The organism is Paraburkholderia sp. RL17-368-BIF-A, assembly GCF_046054045.1.
GTDB classification, from domain to species: Bacteria; Pseudomonadota; Gammaproteobacteria; order Burkholderiales; family Burkholderiaceae; genus Paraburkholderia; species Paraburkholderia graminis.
Map to the genome: position 1 here is coordinate 122,010 of NZ_JARESN010000011.1, position 17,239 is coordinate 139,248.

The 17,239-nt window shown below is 63.4% G+C and carries 20 protein-coding genes; 15 read left to right on the forward strand and 5 right to left on the reverse strand.

Translation table 11 applies throughout. The annotated features are described in order from the left end of the window. Nucleotides 1–165: 165 nt before the first annotated feature. Entirely contained in the window at nucleotides 166–873 is a 708-nt protein-coding gene (locus tag P0D87_RS20035) for a protein-L-isoaspartate(D-aspartate) O-methyltransferase (protein WP_053860005.1), read from the forward strand. Beyond that, nucleotides 870–1,205, forward strand: a complete 336-nt coding sequence (locus tag P0D87_RS20040; RefSeq protein ID WP_006049559.1) for a DUF190 domain-containing protein — start codon at nucleotides 870–872, stop codon at nucleotides 1,203–1,205. The genes P0D87_RS20035 and P0D87_RS20040 overlap by 4 nt, the downstream gene beginning before the upstream one ends. 90 nt (nucleotides 1,206–1,295) lie before the next feature. On the opposite strand, the gene P0D87_RS20045 is transcribed toward P0D87_RS20040, so the two are convergent. Both P0D87_RS20045 and P0D87_RS20050 read right to left on the reverse strand, forming a co-directional pair. Continuing rightward, nucleotides 1,296–1,712 carry an organic hydroperoxide resistance protein gene (locus tag P0D87_RS20045; protein WP_053860006.1) on the reverse strand — a complete coding sequence of 139 codons (417 nt, stop codon included), beginning with the start codon at nucleotides 1,710–1,712 and terminating at the stop codon, nucleotides 1,296–1,298. 73 nt (nucleotides 1,713–1,785) lie between these two features. Continuing rightward, the gene (locus P0D87_RS20050; protein WP_029966749.1) at nucleotides 1,786–2,016 is read right to left on the reverse strand and encodes a DUF4148 domain-containing protein; all 231 of its coding nucleotides are present in this window, start codon (nucleotides 2,014–2,016) and stop codon (nucleotides 1,786–1,788) included. Between the two features lie 416 nt (nucleotides 2,017–2,432). Here P0D87_RS20050 and P0D87_RS20055 point away from each other — a divergent pair, with 416 nt between their 5' ends. The 10 genes from P0D87_RS20055 to P0D87_RS20100 all read left to right on the forward strand — a co-directional run bounded on the left by P0D87_RS20055 (nucleotide 2,433) and on the right by P0D87_RS20100 (nucleotide 11,023). Beyond that, nucleotides 2,433–2,804 (forward strand): GFA family protein, encoded by a 372-nt coding sequence (locus P0D87_RS20055; protein ID WP_006049556.1) that lies wholly within the window; start codon nucleotides 2,433–2,435, stop codon nucleotides 2,802–2,804. Further along, nucleotides 2,801–2,923: a hypothetical protein gene (locus P0D87_RS20060; protein WP_006049555.1), complete on the forward strand. Its 123-nt coding sequence runs from the start codon at nucleotides 2,801–2,803 to the stop codon at nucleotides 2,921–2,923. Before P0D87_RS20055 ends, P0D87_RS20060 begins: the two co-directional genes overlap by 4 nt. Nucleotides 2,924–2,930: 7 nt before the next feature. Beyond that, complete coding sequence (locus P0D87_RS20065; RefSeq protein ID WP_006049554.1) at nucleotides 2,931–3,671, forward strand: response regulator; 741 nt, start codon at nucleotides 2,931–2,933, stop codon at nucleotides 3,669–3,671. Continuing rightward, entirely contained in the window at nucleotides 3,668–5,011 is a 1,344-nt protein-coding gene (locus P0D87_RS20070) for an ATP-binding protein (RefSeq protein ID WP_029966747.1), read from the forward strand. The genes P0D87_RS20065 and P0D87_RS20070 overlap by 4 nt, the downstream gene beginning before the upstream one ends. Before the next feature lie 125 nt (nucleotides 5,012–5,136). Next, complete coding sequence (soxC, locus tag P0D87_RS20075; protein WP_053860008.1) at nucleotides 5,137–6,432, forward strand: sulfite dehydrogenase; 1,296 nt, start codon at nucleotides 5,137–5,139, stop codon at nucleotides 6,430–6,432. Next, nucleotides 6,425–6,985, forward strand: coding sequence for a c-type cytochrome (locus P0D87_RS20080; RefSeq protein WP_053860009.1), 561 nt, complete (start codon nucleotides 6,425–6,427; stop codon nucleotides 6,983–6,985). The genes soxC and P0D87_RS20080 overlap by 8 nt, the downstream gene beginning before the upstream one ends. A 221-nt stretch (nucleotides 6,986–7,206) precedes the next feature. Next, on the forward strand, nucleotides 7,207–8,067 hold the full coding sequence (locus P0D87_RS20085) for a TauD/TfdA dioxygenase family protein (RefSeq protein ID WP_321175887.1): 861 nt from the start codon (nucleotides 7,207–7,209) through the stop codon (nucleotides 8,065–8,067). A 77-nt stretch (nucleotides 8,068–8,144) separates the two neighbouring features. Continuing rightward, nucleotides 8,145–9,224 (forward strand): ABC transporter substrate-binding protein, encoded by a 1,080-nt coding sequence (locus tag P0D87_RS20090; RefSeq protein ID WP_006049549.1) that lies wholly within the window; start codon nucleotides 8,145–8,147, stop codon nucleotides 9,222–9,224. A gap of 84 nt (nucleotides 9,225–9,308) precedes the next feature. Beyond that, the gene (locus P0D87_RS20095) at nucleotides 9,309–10,148 is read left to right on the forward strand and encodes an ABC transporter ATP-binding protein (RefSeq protein WP_408637008.1); all 840 of its coding nucleotides are present in this window, start codon (nucleotides 9,309–9,311) and stop codon (nucleotides 10,146–10,148) included. Beyond that, nucleotides 10,145–11,023 (forward strand): ABC transporter permease, encoded by an 879-nt coding sequence (locus P0D87_RS20100; RefSeq protein ID WP_053860012.1) that lies wholly within the window; start codon nucleotides 10,145–10,147, stop codon nucleotides 11,021–11,023. The genes P0D87_RS20095 and P0D87_RS20100 overlap by 4 nt, the downstream gene beginning before the upstream one ends. 49 nt (nucleotides 11,024–11,072) lie before the next feature. Here the strand turns inward: P0D87_RS20100 and P0D87_RS20105 are convergent, their stop codons facing one another. Next, nucleotides 11,073–12,011 carry a YihY/virulence factor BrkB family protein gene (locus P0D87_RS20105; RefSeq protein ID WP_053860810.1) on the reverse strand — a complete coding sequence of 313 codons (939 nt, stop codon included), beginning with the start codon at nucleotides 12,009–12,011 and terminating at the stop codon, nucleotides 11,073–11,075. A 345-nt stretch (nucleotides 12,012–12,356) separates the two neighbouring features. Here P0D87_RS20105 and P0D87_RS20110 point away from each other — a divergent pair, with 345 nt between their 5' ends. Both P0D87_RS20110 and P0D87_RS20115 read left to right on the forward strand, forming a co-directional pair. Continuing rightward, a complete protein-coding gene (locus P0D87_RS20110; protein ID WP_006049545.1) occupies nucleotides 12,357–13,067 on the forward strand; it encodes an SDR family NAD(P)-dependent oxidoreductase in 711 nt (236 codons plus the stop codon). A gap of 70 nt (nucleotides 13,068–13,137) precedes the next feature. Further along, nucleotides 13,138–13,392 carry a tautomerase family protein gene (locus tag P0D87_RS20115; RefSeq protein ID WP_006049544.1) on the forward strand — a complete coding sequence of 85 codons (255 nt, stop codon included), beginning with the start codon at nucleotides 13,138–13,140 and terminating at the stop codon, nucleotides 13,390–13,392. 22 nt (nucleotides 13,393–13,414) lie between these two features. Here the strand turns inward: P0D87_RS20115 and P0D87_RS20120 are convergent, their stop codons facing one another. Next, a complete protein-coding gene (locus P0D87_RS20120; RefSeq protein WP_053860811.1) occupies nucleotides 13,415–14,329 on the reverse strand; it encodes a LysR substrate-binding domain-containing protein in 915 nt (304 codons plus the stop codon). Between the two features lie 85 nt (nucleotides 14,330–14,414). Further along, nucleotides 14,415–14,966, reverse strand: coding sequence for a thioredoxin family protein (locus P0D87_RS20125; RefSeq protein ID WP_006049542.1), 552 nt, complete (start codon nucleotides 14,964–14,966; stop codon nucleotides 14,415–14,417). 362 nt (nucleotides 14,967–15,328) lie between these two features. Between P0D87_RS20125 and P0D87_RS20130 the strand changes: the two genes are divergently transcribed. Further along, on the forward strand, nucleotides 15,329–17,215 hold the full coding sequence (locus P0D87_RS20130; protein WP_053860013.1) for a cytochrome c biogenesis protein DipZ: 1,887 nt from the start codon (nucleotides 15,329–15,331) through the stop codon (nucleotides 17,213–17,215). Nucleotides 17,216–17,239: the final 24 nt, after the last annotated feature.

Consider the following 17,239-nt stretch of genomic DNA (forward strand, 5'->3'; position numbering starts at 1 on the left):
CACCGTTTAATGCCATCTTCGCCGCCCGTTTTGTCGGACTCGTTCTGCGCGTAGACTGAATGTAGGTCCCGCATTCGCCGGCAAACGTGTCGATGCGTGCGCTGCGGTTTCTGCTGCAACGCGGCACGCAGACGAACGGGCGCTGGCTGCAAGACGGAGGTGGCCATGAGCGATTTCAACGAGGCCCGCGAGCGGATGGTGGAGCGGCAGCTCGTCCGCCGCGGCATTTGCGATTCACGTGTGCTGGATGCGATGCGCCGCGTGCCGCGCGAAGCGTTCGTGCCCGACTGTCTGCGCGATCTCGCTTACGAAGACAGGCCGCTGCCCATTGGCAACGATCAGACCATCTCGCAGCCGGCGATCGTCGCAACGATGATCGAGGCCGCGGAGCTTTCGTCCGCCGACATCGTGCTCGACGTCGGCACCGGCTCGGGCTATGCGGCTGCCGTCGCGGCCGCGCTTTCCGCGCATGTCCATTCAATCGAGCGTCACGCGGACCTGGTCGCGATGGCGCGCGACATTCTCGCGCGGCTGAACATTTCGAACGTGACCGTTTATCTCGGCGACGGCACGGCGGGACTCGCGGAACATGCGCCGTACGACGCGATCATCGCCGCGGCGGGCGGCCCGCATATTCCGCGGATATGGCGCAAACAGCTCGCGATCGGCGGCCGGATCGTGATGCCGGTCGGCCGCGAGCGGCACTATCAGAAGCTCGTCAAACTCGTGCGCCGCAGCGAGGACGACTACGAAAGCTGCTCGCTCGGCGAAGTGAGCTTCGTGCCGCTCGTCGGCGCCGACGCGTGGCCCGCGCCCGATGCGGCGCAATCGGACGGCGCGGTGCCGCAGCGCATCCAGGAGACGTCGCCATGAACGGCTATCAGATCACTTTTTTCACGCAGCAGGATCGGCGGCATCGCGGCAAGCCGATGGCCGACTGGCTCGTCGTTCTCGCCGGCGAACTCGGTCTGCGCGGCGCGACCGTGATACCGGCGAGCGAGGGCATCGGCCACCATCATCGCGTGCATTCGGCGCATTTTTTCGAGCTGGCGGATCAGCCGTTATCGGTCGTGATGGCGGTAACGAGCGACGAAGCCGCCAGGTTGTTCGAGCGGCTGCGCGCCGAGGACGTGCATCTGTTCTACGTGAAGACGCCCGTCGAATTCGGTGTGACCGGCGACGACGATGGAGACGTTGCACGGTAGCGCGCTTGCTGCGGTGCAGACCCGAAGACAAACACGCCGGCGCTCCGCAAAGAGCGCCGGCGTCATGCAGCGAGCCACACGCGGTCGCCATCAAACCACAGTAATCACCACGTCGATATTGCCGCGCGTCGCCTTCGAATACGGACACGTCTGGTGCGCCATATCCGTGAGCTTCTGCGCAGTCTCGCGCTCGATTCCAGGCAGGCTGACATTGAGCCGCGCGCGCAGAAAATAGCCGCTATTGTTCATCGCCAGGTCGATCTCGGCGTCGACGGCGGTTTCGGCGGGCAGCGCGACTCCCAGCGTCTTGGCCGCGATACCCATTGCGCCGATGAAGCACGCGGACCATCCCGCGGCCAGCATCTGCTCGGGGTTCGTACCGGTCGCGGATGCGCCGGGCGAGCCGAGCTTGACGTCGAGCCGGCCGTCCGAACTGCGCGACGCACCATCGCGTCCGCCGGTGGTGTGGGTCTTGCCGGTGTACAGCACTTTGTCTGATTGGGTCATGATCGATTTCGTCGGTAATAAGTCGGTAGATAAGGAGAAAAGTACCAAGAGCGTGGCCGTTCAGCAGCCCGCCTTAGCTCCCTTGGTAAATCTTGTTCAGCGATGCCAACTCGCCGCTTTTCGTCGCACGCGCCAGTTCCTGGCGAACCTCCAGGCGGCTCTTCGCCGCAGTGTTCTGCGCCGGCGTCCATTGCTGCGTGTGCTGCCCGTCGACGTTGCTCACGGCAGCGGCGGGATTGGCGGCAAAAGCCGGAAGCGTCGTAGCGGAAACAGCCAGAGCCAAAGCGATCATCGAAACTTTCATGTCGTTCTCCAGAATAGGTAGGAAGCCAAGCATCCGTCGGGTTTCAGCGAGGCTTGCCGAAGAGCGGCGATGTCCGCATCGCAACATCTGGCGTGGCCCCGAATCCGTCGTTGATGAGATTAGAGTCGCGCCGGGTATCTGGCTTGTGTCGGCGAAGCGGCGTATTGCAATGCTGTGTATCTCGCGGCGCCGCATATACAGTGCGATACAAATTGATCGACGCCGCGCGCCGCGAAATGGCGAAACGCGGGCGAAACGCGGGCGAAACGCGGGCGAAACGCGGCCGAACGCGAGCCAACCCAGCTAGAGCGCACCGGTGCAATGTTTTGTGTCAGATACAGGTTCGGATACATTGCGACATAAACCGCGGTCGGACGCGCGTTATAAAGCAGGCATCGAGAGTCACGGAGATGCTGATGAACACCGAAACGCTAAAGGGAAGCTGCCACTGCGGCTCCGTCAAATTCGAGGTCAGGACACCGCTTGCGCCCGCCGCGCGCTGCAATTGCAGCCTGTGCCGCCGCAAGGGCGCGCTGATGAGCCCGCCGTTCGAGGCCGGCCGGTTGACGATCACGCAAGGCGAGGACGCGCTCACGCTGTATCAGTTCAACACGCGCGTCGCGAAGCATTTCTTCTGCAGGCACTGCGGTATTTATCCGTTTCATCAGACGCGCCGGGACGCGAAGCTGTGGCGCGTCAATATCGGTTGCCTGGAAGGGATCGATCCGTATACGCTGGATGCCGGTCTTTCCGACGGCGCCAGTCTTTCCGTCGTGGAGGACGCATGAAGCGGCTGCTTGCAATCATCGCGTTCATCGCGGGCGGTGTGGCGGCCGAATGGGCGCATCCGGTCCAGTGTTCGATGCTGTGCGCGAGCCGGGTGCAGGTGAAACGTCAAAAGAGATGATCCATTCATGGACACGATCGACCACGTACTGATCGTCGACGACGACCGCGGCATTCGCGAACTGATCGCCGGCTATCTGGAGAAGAACGGCATGCGGGTTTCGCTCGCGGCCAACGGGCGGCAAATGCGCGCGGCTCTCGAGCAGGGCGCACCCGACCTGATCGTGCTCGATCTGATGATGCCCGGCGAAGACGGCCTCGTGCTATGCCGCGAACTGCGCGCGGGCAAATTTCGCACGGTGCCCGTGCTGATGCTCACCGCGCGCAATGAAGAAGCGGACCGCATTCTCGGCCTCGAAATGGGCGCCGACGACTATCTGCCCAAGCCCTTTGCCGTGCGCGAACTGCTCGCGCGCATTCGCGCGGTGCTGCGCCGCGCGCGCATGCTGCCGCCCGGCATGCAGGTAACGGAAAGCGCGCAAATGCTCGGCTTCGGCGACTGGCGGCTCGACACCACGGCGCGTCATCTGCTCGACGCCGAAGGCACGATGGTCGCGCTAAGCGGCGCCGAATACCGCTTGCTGCGCGTATTCCTCGACAATCCGCAGCGCGTGTTGACACGCGATCAACTGCTCAATCTCACGCAAGGCCGTCAGGCCGATCAATTCGACCGCTCGATCGATCTGATGGTAAGCCGTCTGCGTCAGCGCTTGCGCGACGAGGCGCGCGAACCGCGTTACATCAAGACGCTGCGCAGCGAAGGCTATGTGTTTTCCGCGGCCGTGAACGTGATCGGGGACCCGCAATGACATTTCTTCGGTCGCTGCACTGGCCGCGCACGCTGTTCGCGAGGTTGACGTTGATTCTCTTCGTCGGACTCGCGTCGGCGCAGGCGCTGTCGTTCTGGCTCACCATGACCGAACGCGACCAGACCATGACGAACGTGATGATGGGTTACATCGAACGCGAGGTCGTGAGTTCGGTCGCGCTGCTCGATCATCTGCCCGCTAACGAACGCGCTCAATGGCTGCCGCGTCTCGCGCGGCGCAGTTACGAGTTCATGCTGGGCCCCGGCGTGAGCGGCGGCCCGGTGGATGCGAACCTGTCGGCGCGCGTCGCGCGCTCCATCGCGGATGGCATCGGCACGAACTACCCGCTCACGGTGAATGCGGTGCCGGGCGAGCGCGAACGGCTGCAGGTTCATCTGAAGCTCAGCGACGGCTCGCCGCTCACCATCGACATGCGGCCGATGTCCGGCGCGCCGCTGTCGCGCTGGTTGCCGCTCGTGCTGCTGCTGGAACTCGCGGTGCTGCTCGGCTGCTGCTGGTTCGCGGTGCGGACGGCCACGCGTCCGCTCAACGAGTTGGCGGTCGCCGCCGATGCGCTCGGCCCCGATCTCAAGGCCGGGCGTCTCAGCGAAAGCGGGCCTTCCGAAATCGCACGCGCGGCTCGCGCTTTCAACGCCATGCAGGAACGCATTGCGATGTACGTGACCGAACGCATGCAGATTCTCGCGGCCATTTCGCACGATCTGCAAACGCCGATCACGCGCATGCGTCTGCGCGTCGACATGATGGACGCGGAAGCCGAAGGTGCGAAGCTGCGCCAGGATTTGCAGGAGATGGAAGCGCTCGTGAAAGAAGGCGTCACGTATGCGCGCACGCTGCACGGCGCGACGGAAACGCCGTGCCGCATCGATCCCGATGCGCTGTTCGACAGCCTCGTTTGCGATTACGTGGATGCCGACCAGGCCGTGTCACTGCATGGCCGCTTCGACATGCCGCTGATGACGCGGCCGCAGGCGCTGCGGCGCATCGTCGGTAATCTCGTGGATAACGCGCTGAAGTTCGGCGGCGCGGCGCAGATCGAGATCGCGATGTCGCCGGACAGGCACGCCACCATCTCCGTGCTCGATCGCGGCCCGGGCATTCCCGCCGATTCGCTCGAAGATGTGTTCCAGCCGTTCTACAGGATCGAAGGATCGCGCAATCGGCAAACGGGCGGCACAGGGCTTGGCCTTGCGATCGCGCGTCAACTCGCGCTTGCGATGGATGCCACGCTCGAACTTCATAATCGCGCCGGCGGCGGGCTGGAGGCGAGGCTCACGCTGCGCAATCTCGTGAAGGCGTCGCCGGCTACGGTCGAGTGAGCGTGGCCAGTAGCGAATAAAGCGAAAGCCCGCATTCGCTGCAATGCATATCACGATTGATCGTTTTGCCGCGGCGCATCGCATTGCTAGCATCGTCGACTTCTCCATGAAGCGCCGCTGCCGCAATGAGCCAAAGCAACACGCCGTTAAATCTGCCGCCCGATCCACCTTCGTCGCGTAGCCGCCGCCGTCTGCTCGGCCGTCTTGCGGCGGGCGGTCTGGTCGCGTCGCAAGGCGCGGCGGCAGCCGCGGGCGAATTGCTCAGGCCGCTCGAAGTCGCGCCGTCGAGCCGTGTGCCGGGCGCGCCGGTGCTCGAGCATCCGTATGGCGTGCCGTCGCCGCGCGAAGCCGGCGTCGTGCGCCGAAGTGCCCGCCAATGGCCGCTGCCCGGCGCGGCTTCGTCGATGACGCCGCTTGCGGACCTGCACGGCACGATCACGCCGAACGGCCTCGTCTACGAACGTCATCACGGCGGCGTGCCCGACATCGACGCCGATCAGCATCGGCTCGCGATTCACGGCCTCGTGCGCACGCCGAAGCTCTTCACGATGGACGACCTGCTGCGTCTGCCGGCGGAGTCGCGCATCCACTTCCTCGAATGTTCCGGCAATACCGGCAGCGAATGGAATGGTCCGAGCGGCTTGCCGGTGCAACTGACGCACGGTCTGTTGTCGTGTTGCGAATGGACAGGCGTGCGTCTTTCCACGTTGCTGGAAGAGGTCGGCGGCGTGTCCGTGCAAAGCAACGCTAACGGCGGCGCCTGGCTGCTCGCGGAAGGCGCCGACGCCGCCGCGATGACGCGCAGCCTGCCGCTCGATCGCATACTCGAGCGCGCGCTCGTGGTCTATGCGCAGAACGGCGAACGCTTGCGGCCCGAGAACGGTTATCCGTTGCGGCTCATCGTGCCCGGCTTCGAGGGCAATACCAATGTGAAGTGGCTGCGCAGGCTCAAAGTGGTTGACGCGCCGCTGCAAACGCGCGAGGAGACGTCGAAATATACGAGCCTGCTCGCGAACGGCACCGCGCGTCAGTTCGTGTTCGAGATGGATGCGAAGTCGGTCATCACGCGGCCATCGCCGGGGCATCGCCTCACCACGCACGGTTATTACGCGATTAGCGGCATTGCGTGGTCGGGGCGCGGCACGATCCGCAAGGTCGAAGTTTCCACCGATGGCGGCGCGTCATGGCGGCTCGCGCGTCTTGATGGCGCGGCACGCGACCGTGCGCTGACTCGTTTCGAAGCGGATTGGCGCTGGGACGGCGCGCCGGCCGAGATACTTTCGCGCGCTACCGATTCCACCGGCTACGTGCAGCCCACGCGCGCGCAACTCGTCGCCGCGCGCGGCCTGAATTCGCAGTACCACTACAACGCGATCCAGCAATGGCGCGTGGATGCGAGCGGCGAGGTGCGCAATGCGTGAACGCCCTTCGACGCGCATCGCCGCGCTTGTTTTCATGACGACGCTCGCCGCGTGCTCGTCCATCAAGCCCGATTCCCGCGATGCAAGCGCGACCTACGGCATCGGCACGCCGCTTAACGAAACGAGCATCGCTGCCTGGAACATCGACATCGCACCCGACGGGCGCGGCCTGCCCGCCGGCAGCGGCGACGTGGCCACCGGCGCGCGCGTGTTCGCCACGAAATGCGCGGCGTGTCACGGCGCGCGCGGCGAGGGCGGTCTCGGCGACCCGCTCGTGGGCGGCCAGGGCACGTTGTCGGGCGCGAAGCCGAAGCGCACCGTGGGCAGCTACTGGCCGTACGCCACGACGCTCTTCGACTATATTCGCCGCGCGATGCCGTACAACGCGCCCGAATCCCTTTCCGCCGACGAGGTCTATGCGGTCAGCGCGTTTCTGCTGAACCAGAACGGCATTGTGCCCGCGGACACGCGGCTCGACGCGGCATCGCTGCCGCGCGTCGCGATGCCGAATCGCGACGGCTTCGTGCCCGATCCGCGTCCGGGCCAGCTCTGACATGGAGCCGTAATATTGCTCGTGCGCGTCGTCGCGCGTTAAAACATCGGGTTTATCACTCCAGCAGATAAACGTATCGGATTTGCTTCGTTGTCGTCGGGTGCGCGCGCCGGTACATTCATCTGACTGCGACCCGATACGACGAAGAGTTTCCCGTGACGACAGCCTTTGCTTCCACCGCCGCCCACGACGCCCATGATGCCCACGCCGCCGGCGGCGCCATTGCCGGTCAGCCCATCGAGATTCGCGCTTTCGACGGCCCGCTCGGCGCCGAAGTGCTCGGCCTCGATCTGAGCAAGCCGCTTGCCCAGGCGGATTTCGCGCGCATTCATCGCGCGCATCTCGACTATCACGTGCTGGTGTTTCGCGATCAGCGCATTACGCCGGACGAGCAGATTGCTTTCAGCCGCCGCTTCGGTCCGTTGCAGATCCATGTGCTGCATCAGTTCCAGCTGCCGGACTATCCGGAAGTGCTGGTGGTGTCGAATATCGTCGAAAACGGCAAGCCAATTGGTCTGGGCGATGCCGGTCATTACTGGCATTCCGATCTGTCCTACAAGGAAAAGCCGAGCCTCGGTTCCTTGCTGCATGCGCAGGAATTGCCGGCCGAAGGCGGCGACACGCTGTTTGCCAACATGCATCTCGCGTGGGACACCTTGCCCGCGCATCTGCGCAGCGCGGTCGAAGGACGCACGGCCGAACACACGTATCTCGCGAAGTACGCTGAGTTGCAAAAGCGCAGCCCGTGGCGGCCGAATCTGTCGCCTGAGCAGATCGCGCAAGTGAAGCCGGTCGTGCATCCGATTGTGCGCACGCATCCGGAGACGGGGCGCAAGGCGCTGTTCGTGAGCGAGCATTTCACGACGCGTGTAATCGGCTTGCCCGAAGACGAAAGCCGGCAATTGCTCGAAGAACTCTTCGCGCACAGCGTGCGTGCCGAACATGTGTACCGGCATCGCTGGGCGGAACACGACATGGTGTTCTGGGACAACCGTTCGTTGATGCACCTCGCGGCCGGCACGCCGGATGACCAGCGGCGCAAGCTGTATCGCACGACGATCGAAGGCGACGTGCCTTTCTGATCTTTTGCGCGCAATCAGCGCGCCGTGCCATTCACACAACTCAAATACTTAAACGCCACTCGCCGATCGGAGTTTCGATGTTCGCCAGGTTTCATTCGACCGCTGCACGGTCACCGCTTTTGAGTCGTCGTACAGTCAGCCATTTCACGCGCCGCTTTGCCGCGACGTTGCTCGCCGTTTCTATCGGCGCGGCCGGCATGAGCGCCGCTATACCCGCGCATGCCGAAGGACAGATCCGCATTGCCGAACAGTTCGGCATTGTCTATCTGCTGCTGAACGTCGCGCGCGATCAGCAGTTCATCGAAAAGCAAGGGCGCAAGCAGGGCCTCGACATCAAGGTGGATTGGGTGCAGCTCTCGGGCGGGGCCGCCGTCAACGACGCCTTGCTGTCGGGCGCCGTGGATGTCGCCGGCGCCGGCGTGGGCCCGTTGCTGACCATCTGGGATCGCACGCACGGCAAGCAGAATGTGAAGGGCGTCGCTTCGCTCGGCAATCTGCCGTATTACCTGGTGAGCAACAATCCTGACGTCAAGACGATTGCCGATTTCGGCGCGAAAGACCGCATTGCGGTGCCGGCGGTGAATGTGTCGGTGCAGTCGCGCGTGTTGCAATACGCGGCCGCGAAGCGCTGGGGCGACAAGGAATACAACCGTCTCGACAAGTACACGCAGGCGCTGCCGCATCCTGATGCTGCGGCGGCGATCATCGCGGGCGGCACGGAAATTACCGGTCACTTCGGCAATCCGCCGTTTCAGGATCAGGAACTTGCGGGCAATCCGAAGGCGCATATCGTGCTGAATTCCTACGATGTGCTCGGTGGCCCGAGTTCCGCAACGGTTCTCTATGCGACGGAAAAATTCCGCGACGGCAATCCGAAAACGTACCGCGCGTTCGTCGATGCACTCGCCGACGCATCGCGTTTTATTGCGGCGAATCCGGACGCCGCCGCCGATATTTATCTGCGCGTAAACAAGTCGAAAATCGATCGCGCGCTGCTCCTGAAGATCATCAAGAATCCGCAAGTGGAGTTCAAGATCGCGCCGCAAAACACGCTCGGTCTCGCGCAGTTCATGTATCGCGTGGGGGCGATCAAAAACGAGCCGAAGTCGTGGAAAGACTATTTCTTCGACGACCCGGCAACCGCGGCAGGCAGTTAAGCATGGCGCTTCGTGTTTCTAACTTCAGCGGACTGCGGGGCGGTGGTGAGCCGCTCGCGCAATCCGCAACCTGGGAGCGATCCGATGGTGGCTAATCCCACGCTACTCTTTCCCGAACGCGCTGACCGCGCCGTACGCAGCGGTCCCGCCGTCAGCGAAAAACTGCTCGCAGTGGAGAACGTCAGCCTCGAATACCGCACGCGCGAGCGCATTGTCCGCGCGACGCACGAGGTCAGCTTCGACGTCTACGGCGGCGATCGCTTCGTGCTGCTCGGGCCGTCGGGCTGCGGCAAGTCGACGTTGCTGAAGGCCGTGGGCGGTTTCATCGAGCCGAGCTCGGGCACCATCTCGCTCGAGGGTCAGCTCGTGCGCGGTCCGGGCGCCGATCGCATCGTCGTATTCCAGGAGTTCGATCAGTTGCCGCCGTGGAAAACGGTGCTGCAAAACGTGGCCTTTCCGCTGCGCGTCGCGAAGAAGCTTGCGCGTGCTGAAGCAAATGAGCGTGCGTTGCATTATCTCGACAAGGTCGGCCTCGCTGCGTTTGCGAATGCGTATCCGCACACCTTGTCGGGCGGCATGAAGCAGCGCGTCGCGATTGCGCGCGCACTCGCGATGCAGCCGCGTGTATTGCTGATGGACGAACCGTTCGCCGCGCTCGACGCATTGACGCGCCGCAAGATGCAGGAAGAACTGCTGCGTTTGTGGGAAGAGGTCAATTTCACGCTGCTGTTCGTGACTCATTCAATCGAAGAAGCGCTGGTAGTGGGAAACCGCATTCTGCTGTTGTCGCCGCATCCGGGCGGCGTGCGTGCCGAGTTGAACAGTCATCAGTATTCGCACGACAGCTTCGGGCGCAACGATTTTCAGCGTAGCGTCGCGCGTATTCATCGCCTGTTGTTCGAAGAGACGGAGGCCGCGCAATGAGTTCGCCCGCCACCTTATTGCCGCCGATTCGCGACGAATACGAACGCCCGCTCGAACCGCCTGGCGACATCGTGCTCGAAGCGCCATTGCCGCTCGGCAAACGCGTCTTCGCGCAAAGCTGGGTGCGCAAGGTGCTGATCGCGCTGGTGTTGATCGCCGTATGGGAGATCGCCGCGCGCGTCGTCAATAACGATCTGCTGCTGCCCACCTTCGGCGCGACTTTCGTCGCGTTCGTGCAGGGCGTGTTGTCCGGCGAGTTGCTGCAAAAAACGGCGGTGTCGATGTCGGTACTGCTGCGCGGTTATCTGCTCGGTGCGGCGCTTGCGTTCGTGCTGACGTCGCTGGCTGTGTCGACGCGTGTGGGCCGCGATTTGCTGTCGATGCTCACCGCGATGTTCAACCCGCTGCCTTCCATCGCGCTGTTGCCGATCGCGTTGCTCTGGTTCGGACTCGGCACGGGCAGTCTGTTATTCGTGCTCGTGCATTCGGTACTGTGGCCGCTCGCGCTCAACACGTACTCCGGTTTCCAGTCGGTCCCGGCGACGCTGCGCATGACCGGACGCAACTACGGCCTGACGGGAATGCGCCACGTACTGCTGATTCTGATGCCGGCCGCGTTGCCGTCGATTCTCGCCGGCTTGCGGGTGGGCTGGGCGTTTGCGTGGCGCACGCTGATCGCGGCCGAGCTGGTATTCGGCGCGAGTTCCGGCAACGGCGGACTCGGCTGGTACATTTTCCAGAATCGCAACGAGCTTTACACGGACCGCGTTTTCGCGGGACTTGCAGCGGTAATCGTGATCGGGCTGTTGATCGAACATCTCGTGTTCGATACGTTGGAACGGGTGACGGTGCGGCGCTGGGGCGTGCAGCACTAGTCATGCGAAAGCAGCCGCGAGGCCGCTTTTTTCATTTTCAATGCGCGTTTTAACCGCGCGAGCGCGCCGCGCCTACGGACAATGGCCGGTCTTTCTCCTCGTCTTTTACTTCATTGCGTCCCGCGAGTTCGGCTGTCGTCTCCGCGCCGAACAGAAACACCGCCGCCGAAAAATACAGCCACATCATCAGCACGGCGAGCGAGCCTGCGGCGCCGAAAGAACTCGCGGTGCCCGCATGCGTGAGATAAAGCCCGAACAGATGCCGTCCGACCGAAAACAGTATCGCCGCCGTCATACCGCCGACCGCCGCATGCGCGAGACTCACCGGCGCGTCTGACATCCACCGAAGCAGGGCGGTGAACGCGGCGCCCAGCACGATCAGGCCGAGTACCGTTTGCACGATCGCGGTGACGACGACCAACGGCGAATCGCCGAATATTGCGTGTCCGGCGAACGTGATCGCCGTGTCTAGCACGAGCGACACCACGAGCAGAAAGCCGAGGCCGAGCACCATGCCGACCGACACCAGCCGCGTGCGCACGAGCCACGTAATGCTGCCCTTGCTCTTGACGTTTTTCTCCGCCTCGAGCACCACGTCGAGCGCGGTGTTCAGCGAAGTAAAAGTCGCCGACGCACCGATGATCAACAACACGACCGACACCACGGCGGCAATGCCGCTGCCGCTCGCGCGATGCGCGTGTTCGACGATGGTCTGCATCGCCTCCGCGGCGTCCTTGCCCATAATGCCGCGCACCTGCTCGAACAGACGTCCGCGCGCGGCGTCTTCGCCGAAGAACCAGCCGGCGACCGCGAGCACCATCAGCAGCGTCGGCGCAAGCGAGAACGCCGAGTAAAAGCCGACGCTCGCGGCCATCATCGGGCAGCGGTCCGACATGAAGCGCTTGCCTGCGTTGACCACGGTGGTGAAAGCGCCGCGCAGCTTTCCGTGTTTTTTTGGCGCCGCAGCGGGTGAAGAGACCTTGTTCATAAACGCCTCGCCATTGAGCGTGATTGCGCGCCGCATTCCATTCGAGTAGCCGATAACCGGGCCGCCGAAGCCGCAGCGCTGGATTGCACGCCGCATGTCGCGTGCCCGCCAGGCGGGCGTGTCACGGTGGCCGGTGCGTTCGGCACGACCGTTTAGCCATCGGCATCCAGAACCGCCGTAGTTTTTCTTTCCCGCCGACGCAAATCTTCTCGTTTGTTTAATGCCTGCGCAAAGCCGATAGTTCAGTCACCGAGGGCGCACTGCAAGACTCGCGGCACACAGCGGCAGCCGGCCAGGCAACCGCTCTCATTTCTGAATTGCATGACAACAACTCTGGAGCACAACATGAATACGTCGGAAAAAGTGGCGATCGTTACTGGCGCATCGCAAGGCATCGGCGCGGAACTGGTGAAGGCGTTTCGTCAGCGCGGCTATCGCGTGGTTGCGACGGCTCGCGGCATTACACCGTTCGACGATCCGAACATCGCGACGGTGGCGGGCGACATCGCCGATCCGGCCACCGCGCGCCGCGTGATTGCAGAGGCCGTGACGCGTTTCGGGCGCGTCGATACGCTCGTCAACAACGCGGGCGTGTTTGTCGCGAAGCCGTTCACGAGCTATACGTCTGAAGACTACGCATTGGTGAAGGGCGTCAACCTCGACGGCTTCTTCAATATCACGCAGCTCGCGATTGCCGAGATGGAAAAGCACGAAAGCGGCCACATCGTCACCATCACGACGAGTCTCACCGATCATGCGATTAGCGGCGTGCCTTCGGTGCTCGCGTCGTTGACGAAGGGCGGGTTGAATGCGGCGACGAAGTCCATCGCGATCGAGTACGCTAAAGCCGGGATTCGCGCGAACGCGGTCTCGCCTGGCATCATCAAATCGCCGATGCACGCGCCGGAAACGCATGCGGGGCTCGGCGCATTGCATCCGATGGGTCATATGGGCGAAATGGACGACATCGTGCAAGCGGTGCTGTATCTGGATTCGGCGCCGTTCGTGACGGGCGAGATCCTGCACGTCGACGGCGGCCAGAGCGCCGGCCACTAAGCGCGGCTTTTAACAACAGCGGAACAACGGGCGCCGATTCGCGGCGCCCGCCTTTGCCACGGAGAACGACATGCCTATCGTCACGATTCAGGTCACGCGCGAGGGAACGAAGCCTGGCGCAACCGCCGTCACGGCCGAAGAAAAAGCGCGCTTGATCAGCGGTGTCAGCCATGTACTGCTCGATGTCCTGAACAAGCCGCTTGAAGCGACGTTCGTCGTGATCGAAGAAGTCGATATGGATAACTGGGGCTGGGGCGGCTTGCCTGTGGAGCAATACCGCAAGCAACTGGCGCTGAAGGCGTCGGGCGGCGCGAAGACAGATTAGAGAGTACTAACGCGGCGCGCGGCTATCGCGCGTTCGCCTCGGCAAGCAGCCACTCCTTGAACGCGACCACAGCCGGCTCGTTGCCGTTGTCCTTTCTATGCACCACGTAATAGGCGAGCTCGCACGTCTGCGCGTCGGGGAACGGCCGCACCAGCCGGCCTTCTGCGATGTCGCGCTCGACGAGGCACGTTCTGCCGAGCGCGACGCCGTTGCCCGAGATAGCGGTATGAATCGCGGCGGCGGAGTCGTTGATCTGCAGACCGCGATCGCAATCGACACGCCCTGCGTTGCCCGTCTTTTGCACCCATGATCGCCAGGTGGGAAACGTGGGCGCCGCGCGCATCGATATGTCGTGAATCAACGGATGGTAGTTGAGATCCGCCGGTGTTCTGAGCGGATGCTCGTCTTCGAGCAGCTCGGGGCTGCACACAGGGAAGAACTCGTCGCGCATCAGGAAGGTCGCGGCGAGATCCGGCCACTGACCGGTGCCGTAGCGGATGCCGGCGTCCACTCTATCCGCGACAAAGTCGACGAGTTTCAGCGACAGGTCGATGCGCAAATCGTAGCGCGGATACTTGCGCTGAAACCGCTCCACGCGATGCAAAAACCACTTGTCGGCAAGCGCTGGCGGCACCGTTACGGTGACCGTTATGCGCGCCTTGCTGGCCTTCAGCCTTTCGACCGCCTGTGCGAGCAGTTCAAAGCCGCCCTGCAATTCCGGCATGGCGGCGCGCGCCGCGTCGGTGAGCACGAGGCGTGACGCACCCGACGTCGAACGATGAAACAGCTCGATTTCTAGCGTTTCCTCGAGTCCGCGAATCATCTGGCCGATTGCCGCGGGCGTCACATGCAGTTCTTCCGCAGCGGCGACATAACTCAGATGCCGGCCGACGGCCTCGAAAGCACGCAGTGCATTGAGATGATTGGGTGCTCGCATGGGCCGCTCGACAGGCTGATTGATTTCGATTGCCGCATGCTCGCAGGCGAGCATGACGGCGTCAACACTTCAATGCGGCGCTGCATCAGCCCGGTTGCGCCAACAGCTCGCGAATCTTCGCTTCGGTCTGCGCATAGTCGCCCTCGCCGAAGTGGCTATACACGACATGTCCTGTCTTGTCGAACAGATACACCGCGGGCCAGTACTGGTTATTGAACGCGTTCCAGGTCGCGTACTGATTGTCGAGCGCGACCGGATACTGAATGTCGAACTTCTTCACGGCAGCGCGCACATGCCCGGCATCGCGTTCGAACGGGTACTCCGGCGTGTGCACGCCGATCACTTGCAGCCCCTGGTTGCCGTACTGCTTATACCAGTTCTTCACGTACGGCAGCGTGTTCACGCAGTTGATGCACGAGTAGGTCCAGAAATCGACCAGCACGACCTTGCCGCGCAGTTGCGAAAGCGTCAGCGGCGAGCCGTTGATCCATGTGTCGATGCCGGTTATTTGCGGCGCAACCGGCGTATTCCGTTCGGCGGCAGTGAGCGCGCTGCCGCGTGTCGCAAGCACACTGGCGAGCAACGCGAGCGCGATGAAGGAGCCGATAGTGGCGAGGGTTTTGAGTCGGGCGTGCATGATGGAATCGTCCTTTGCATGAGAGGCGCGGTGCGCGCGAGGGTTGATCGGCAAGCGCGATGTCTTTGGATAGTCATTGGACGCCGTGGACGTATCTGGCGTGTGTCGCTTGCGGCTGCCTGTGCAACGTTCTGTGTCCGCGCCGCTGTGCGATACGTTGGGATACAAACCCGTGCGCGCGCGCGTGTGTGTGTGTGCCGCTCGTATGCCTCGCCGGACGCGTTTTGTATCGCACTGTATCTACGCAGCAGGCCGATACACGAGCTTGCACAACGCCGCGTTCGCCGACACAAGCGCGATACGTCCCGGTAGTTCAATGCATGAATGCCGTATCACGCTCATTGAACAAAAAGGACACCGTTATGCTGCTCACACTTCTCGCCTTCGCCGGCGGCATGCTTACCATCCTGAGTCCGTGCATTCTTCCGGTCGTGCCGCTCGTGTTCGCGCGCGTCGATCAGTCGTTCGTGCGTCACGGCGTGCCGCTTCTCGCCGGCATGGCGCTGACGTTCGCGGCCGTCGCGAGCCTCGCGGTGGCCGGCGGCGCGTGGGTCGCGCACGTCAACGAATACGGCCGCTGGATCGCGCTCGCGTTCTTCGCCGTGTTCGGCGCGTCGCTGCTGTTTCCGTCGATGGCCGAGCGGCTCACGCATCCGCTCGTGAACCTCGGCAATCGTCTGGATGGCGCGGTGCGCCGCGACGGCGGCGAGCCTCGCGTGATGTCGTCGGTGGTACTCGGCGTTGCGACCGGCTTGCTGTGGGCGCCGTGCGCGGGACCGATCCTCGGCCTTGTGATGACGGGCGTGATCCTGCATCGGCCAGGCGGCGCGGGCGTGTTGCCGTTGCTCGCGTTCGCAGCGGGCGCGGCGGCATCGCTTGCGATCGTGCTCGCAATCGGCGGACGCGTCGTCGCGTCGCTCAGACGCTCGTATGCGGTGAGCGAGCGCGTGCGTCAGGTGCTCGGCGCGGCCGTGGTGCTGTCCGCTGCGGCCATTGCACTCGGCTTCGATACGCGCGTGCTGGCGCTGTTGCCGTCGCTGAATACGACCGGTATCGAAGAGAAACTGGTGCAGCGCTGGTCGCCGCGTGCGGGTTCGCGGAACGTTCAAGCGGAGAAGGTGAATGCACAGCAGGTCGATTCACAGGCTGCTGATTCACAGGCTGCTGATTCGCAAGCCATGAATGCAGAGCAGCCAAACGCTGGCGCGCTTCTGAAAGTGAGCATGACCGCAGAACCCGCGGCCGCGACAAACCCGGCACCCGCAGCCGCGCAACTTTCCTTACCGGCCGAAGGCGCGATGCCGTCGCTGTCCGGCGCCGTCGACTGGCTCAATTCGCCGCCGCTGAAAACCAGCGATCTGCGCGGCAAAGTGGTGATCGTCAATTTCTGGACGTACTCGTGCATCAACTGTCTGCGCACGTTGCCGTATCTGAAGGCGTGGTCGAACAGGTATCGCGATCAGGGGCTCGTCGTGATCGGCGTGCACGCGCCCGAGTTCGCGTTCGAGCACAACATCGCCAATGTGAAGCGCGCGGCGGCCGATCTGCATATCGACTATCCGATTGCCATCGATAACAAACTCGCCGTGTGGCAGGCATTCGACAATCAGTATTGGCCGGCCTTTTATATCGTCGATGCGCGCGGCGAGATTCGCTATCACCATTTCGGCGAAGGCGGATACGACGAGTCGGAAGCAGTCATCCGTCAATTGCTCGCGGACGCCGGGCATTCGAAACTGCCGGCATCCGCTGGCGCCGCGAAAGCGTCGGGCATCGAGGCCGCCGCCGATCCGCAGGATTTGCGCTCGGGCGAGACGTACGTCGGTTATCGCCAGGCAGAAGGTTTTGCGTCGCCGGAAACATTGGCGCCCGACATGCTCCGCGCGTACAGCAGCCCCGCGCGGCTGCGTACGGGAAGCTGGAGTCTCGACGGCGAATGGAACGTTGCCGGCGAGCGCGCGCAATCCGGCGCGAGCGGCGCGAAGATCGCCTATCGCTTTCACGCGCGCGATCTGCATCTGGTATTGGGACCGATGGCGGACGGCAAGCCGGTGCGTTTCAGAGTGACGCTCGACGGCAAGCCGCCGGGCGCTTCGCACGGCGCCGACACCGATGCGAATGGCGTAGGTGTCGTCGATAAAGAGCGGCTTTACCAGCTCGTGCGCCAAAGCGGCGCGGTTCAGGATCGAACGTTTGAAATCGAGTTTCTGGATGCCGGCGCGAGCGCGTATGCGTTCACGTTTGGTTAGCCAAACGCGACGAGCCGTGCGCTA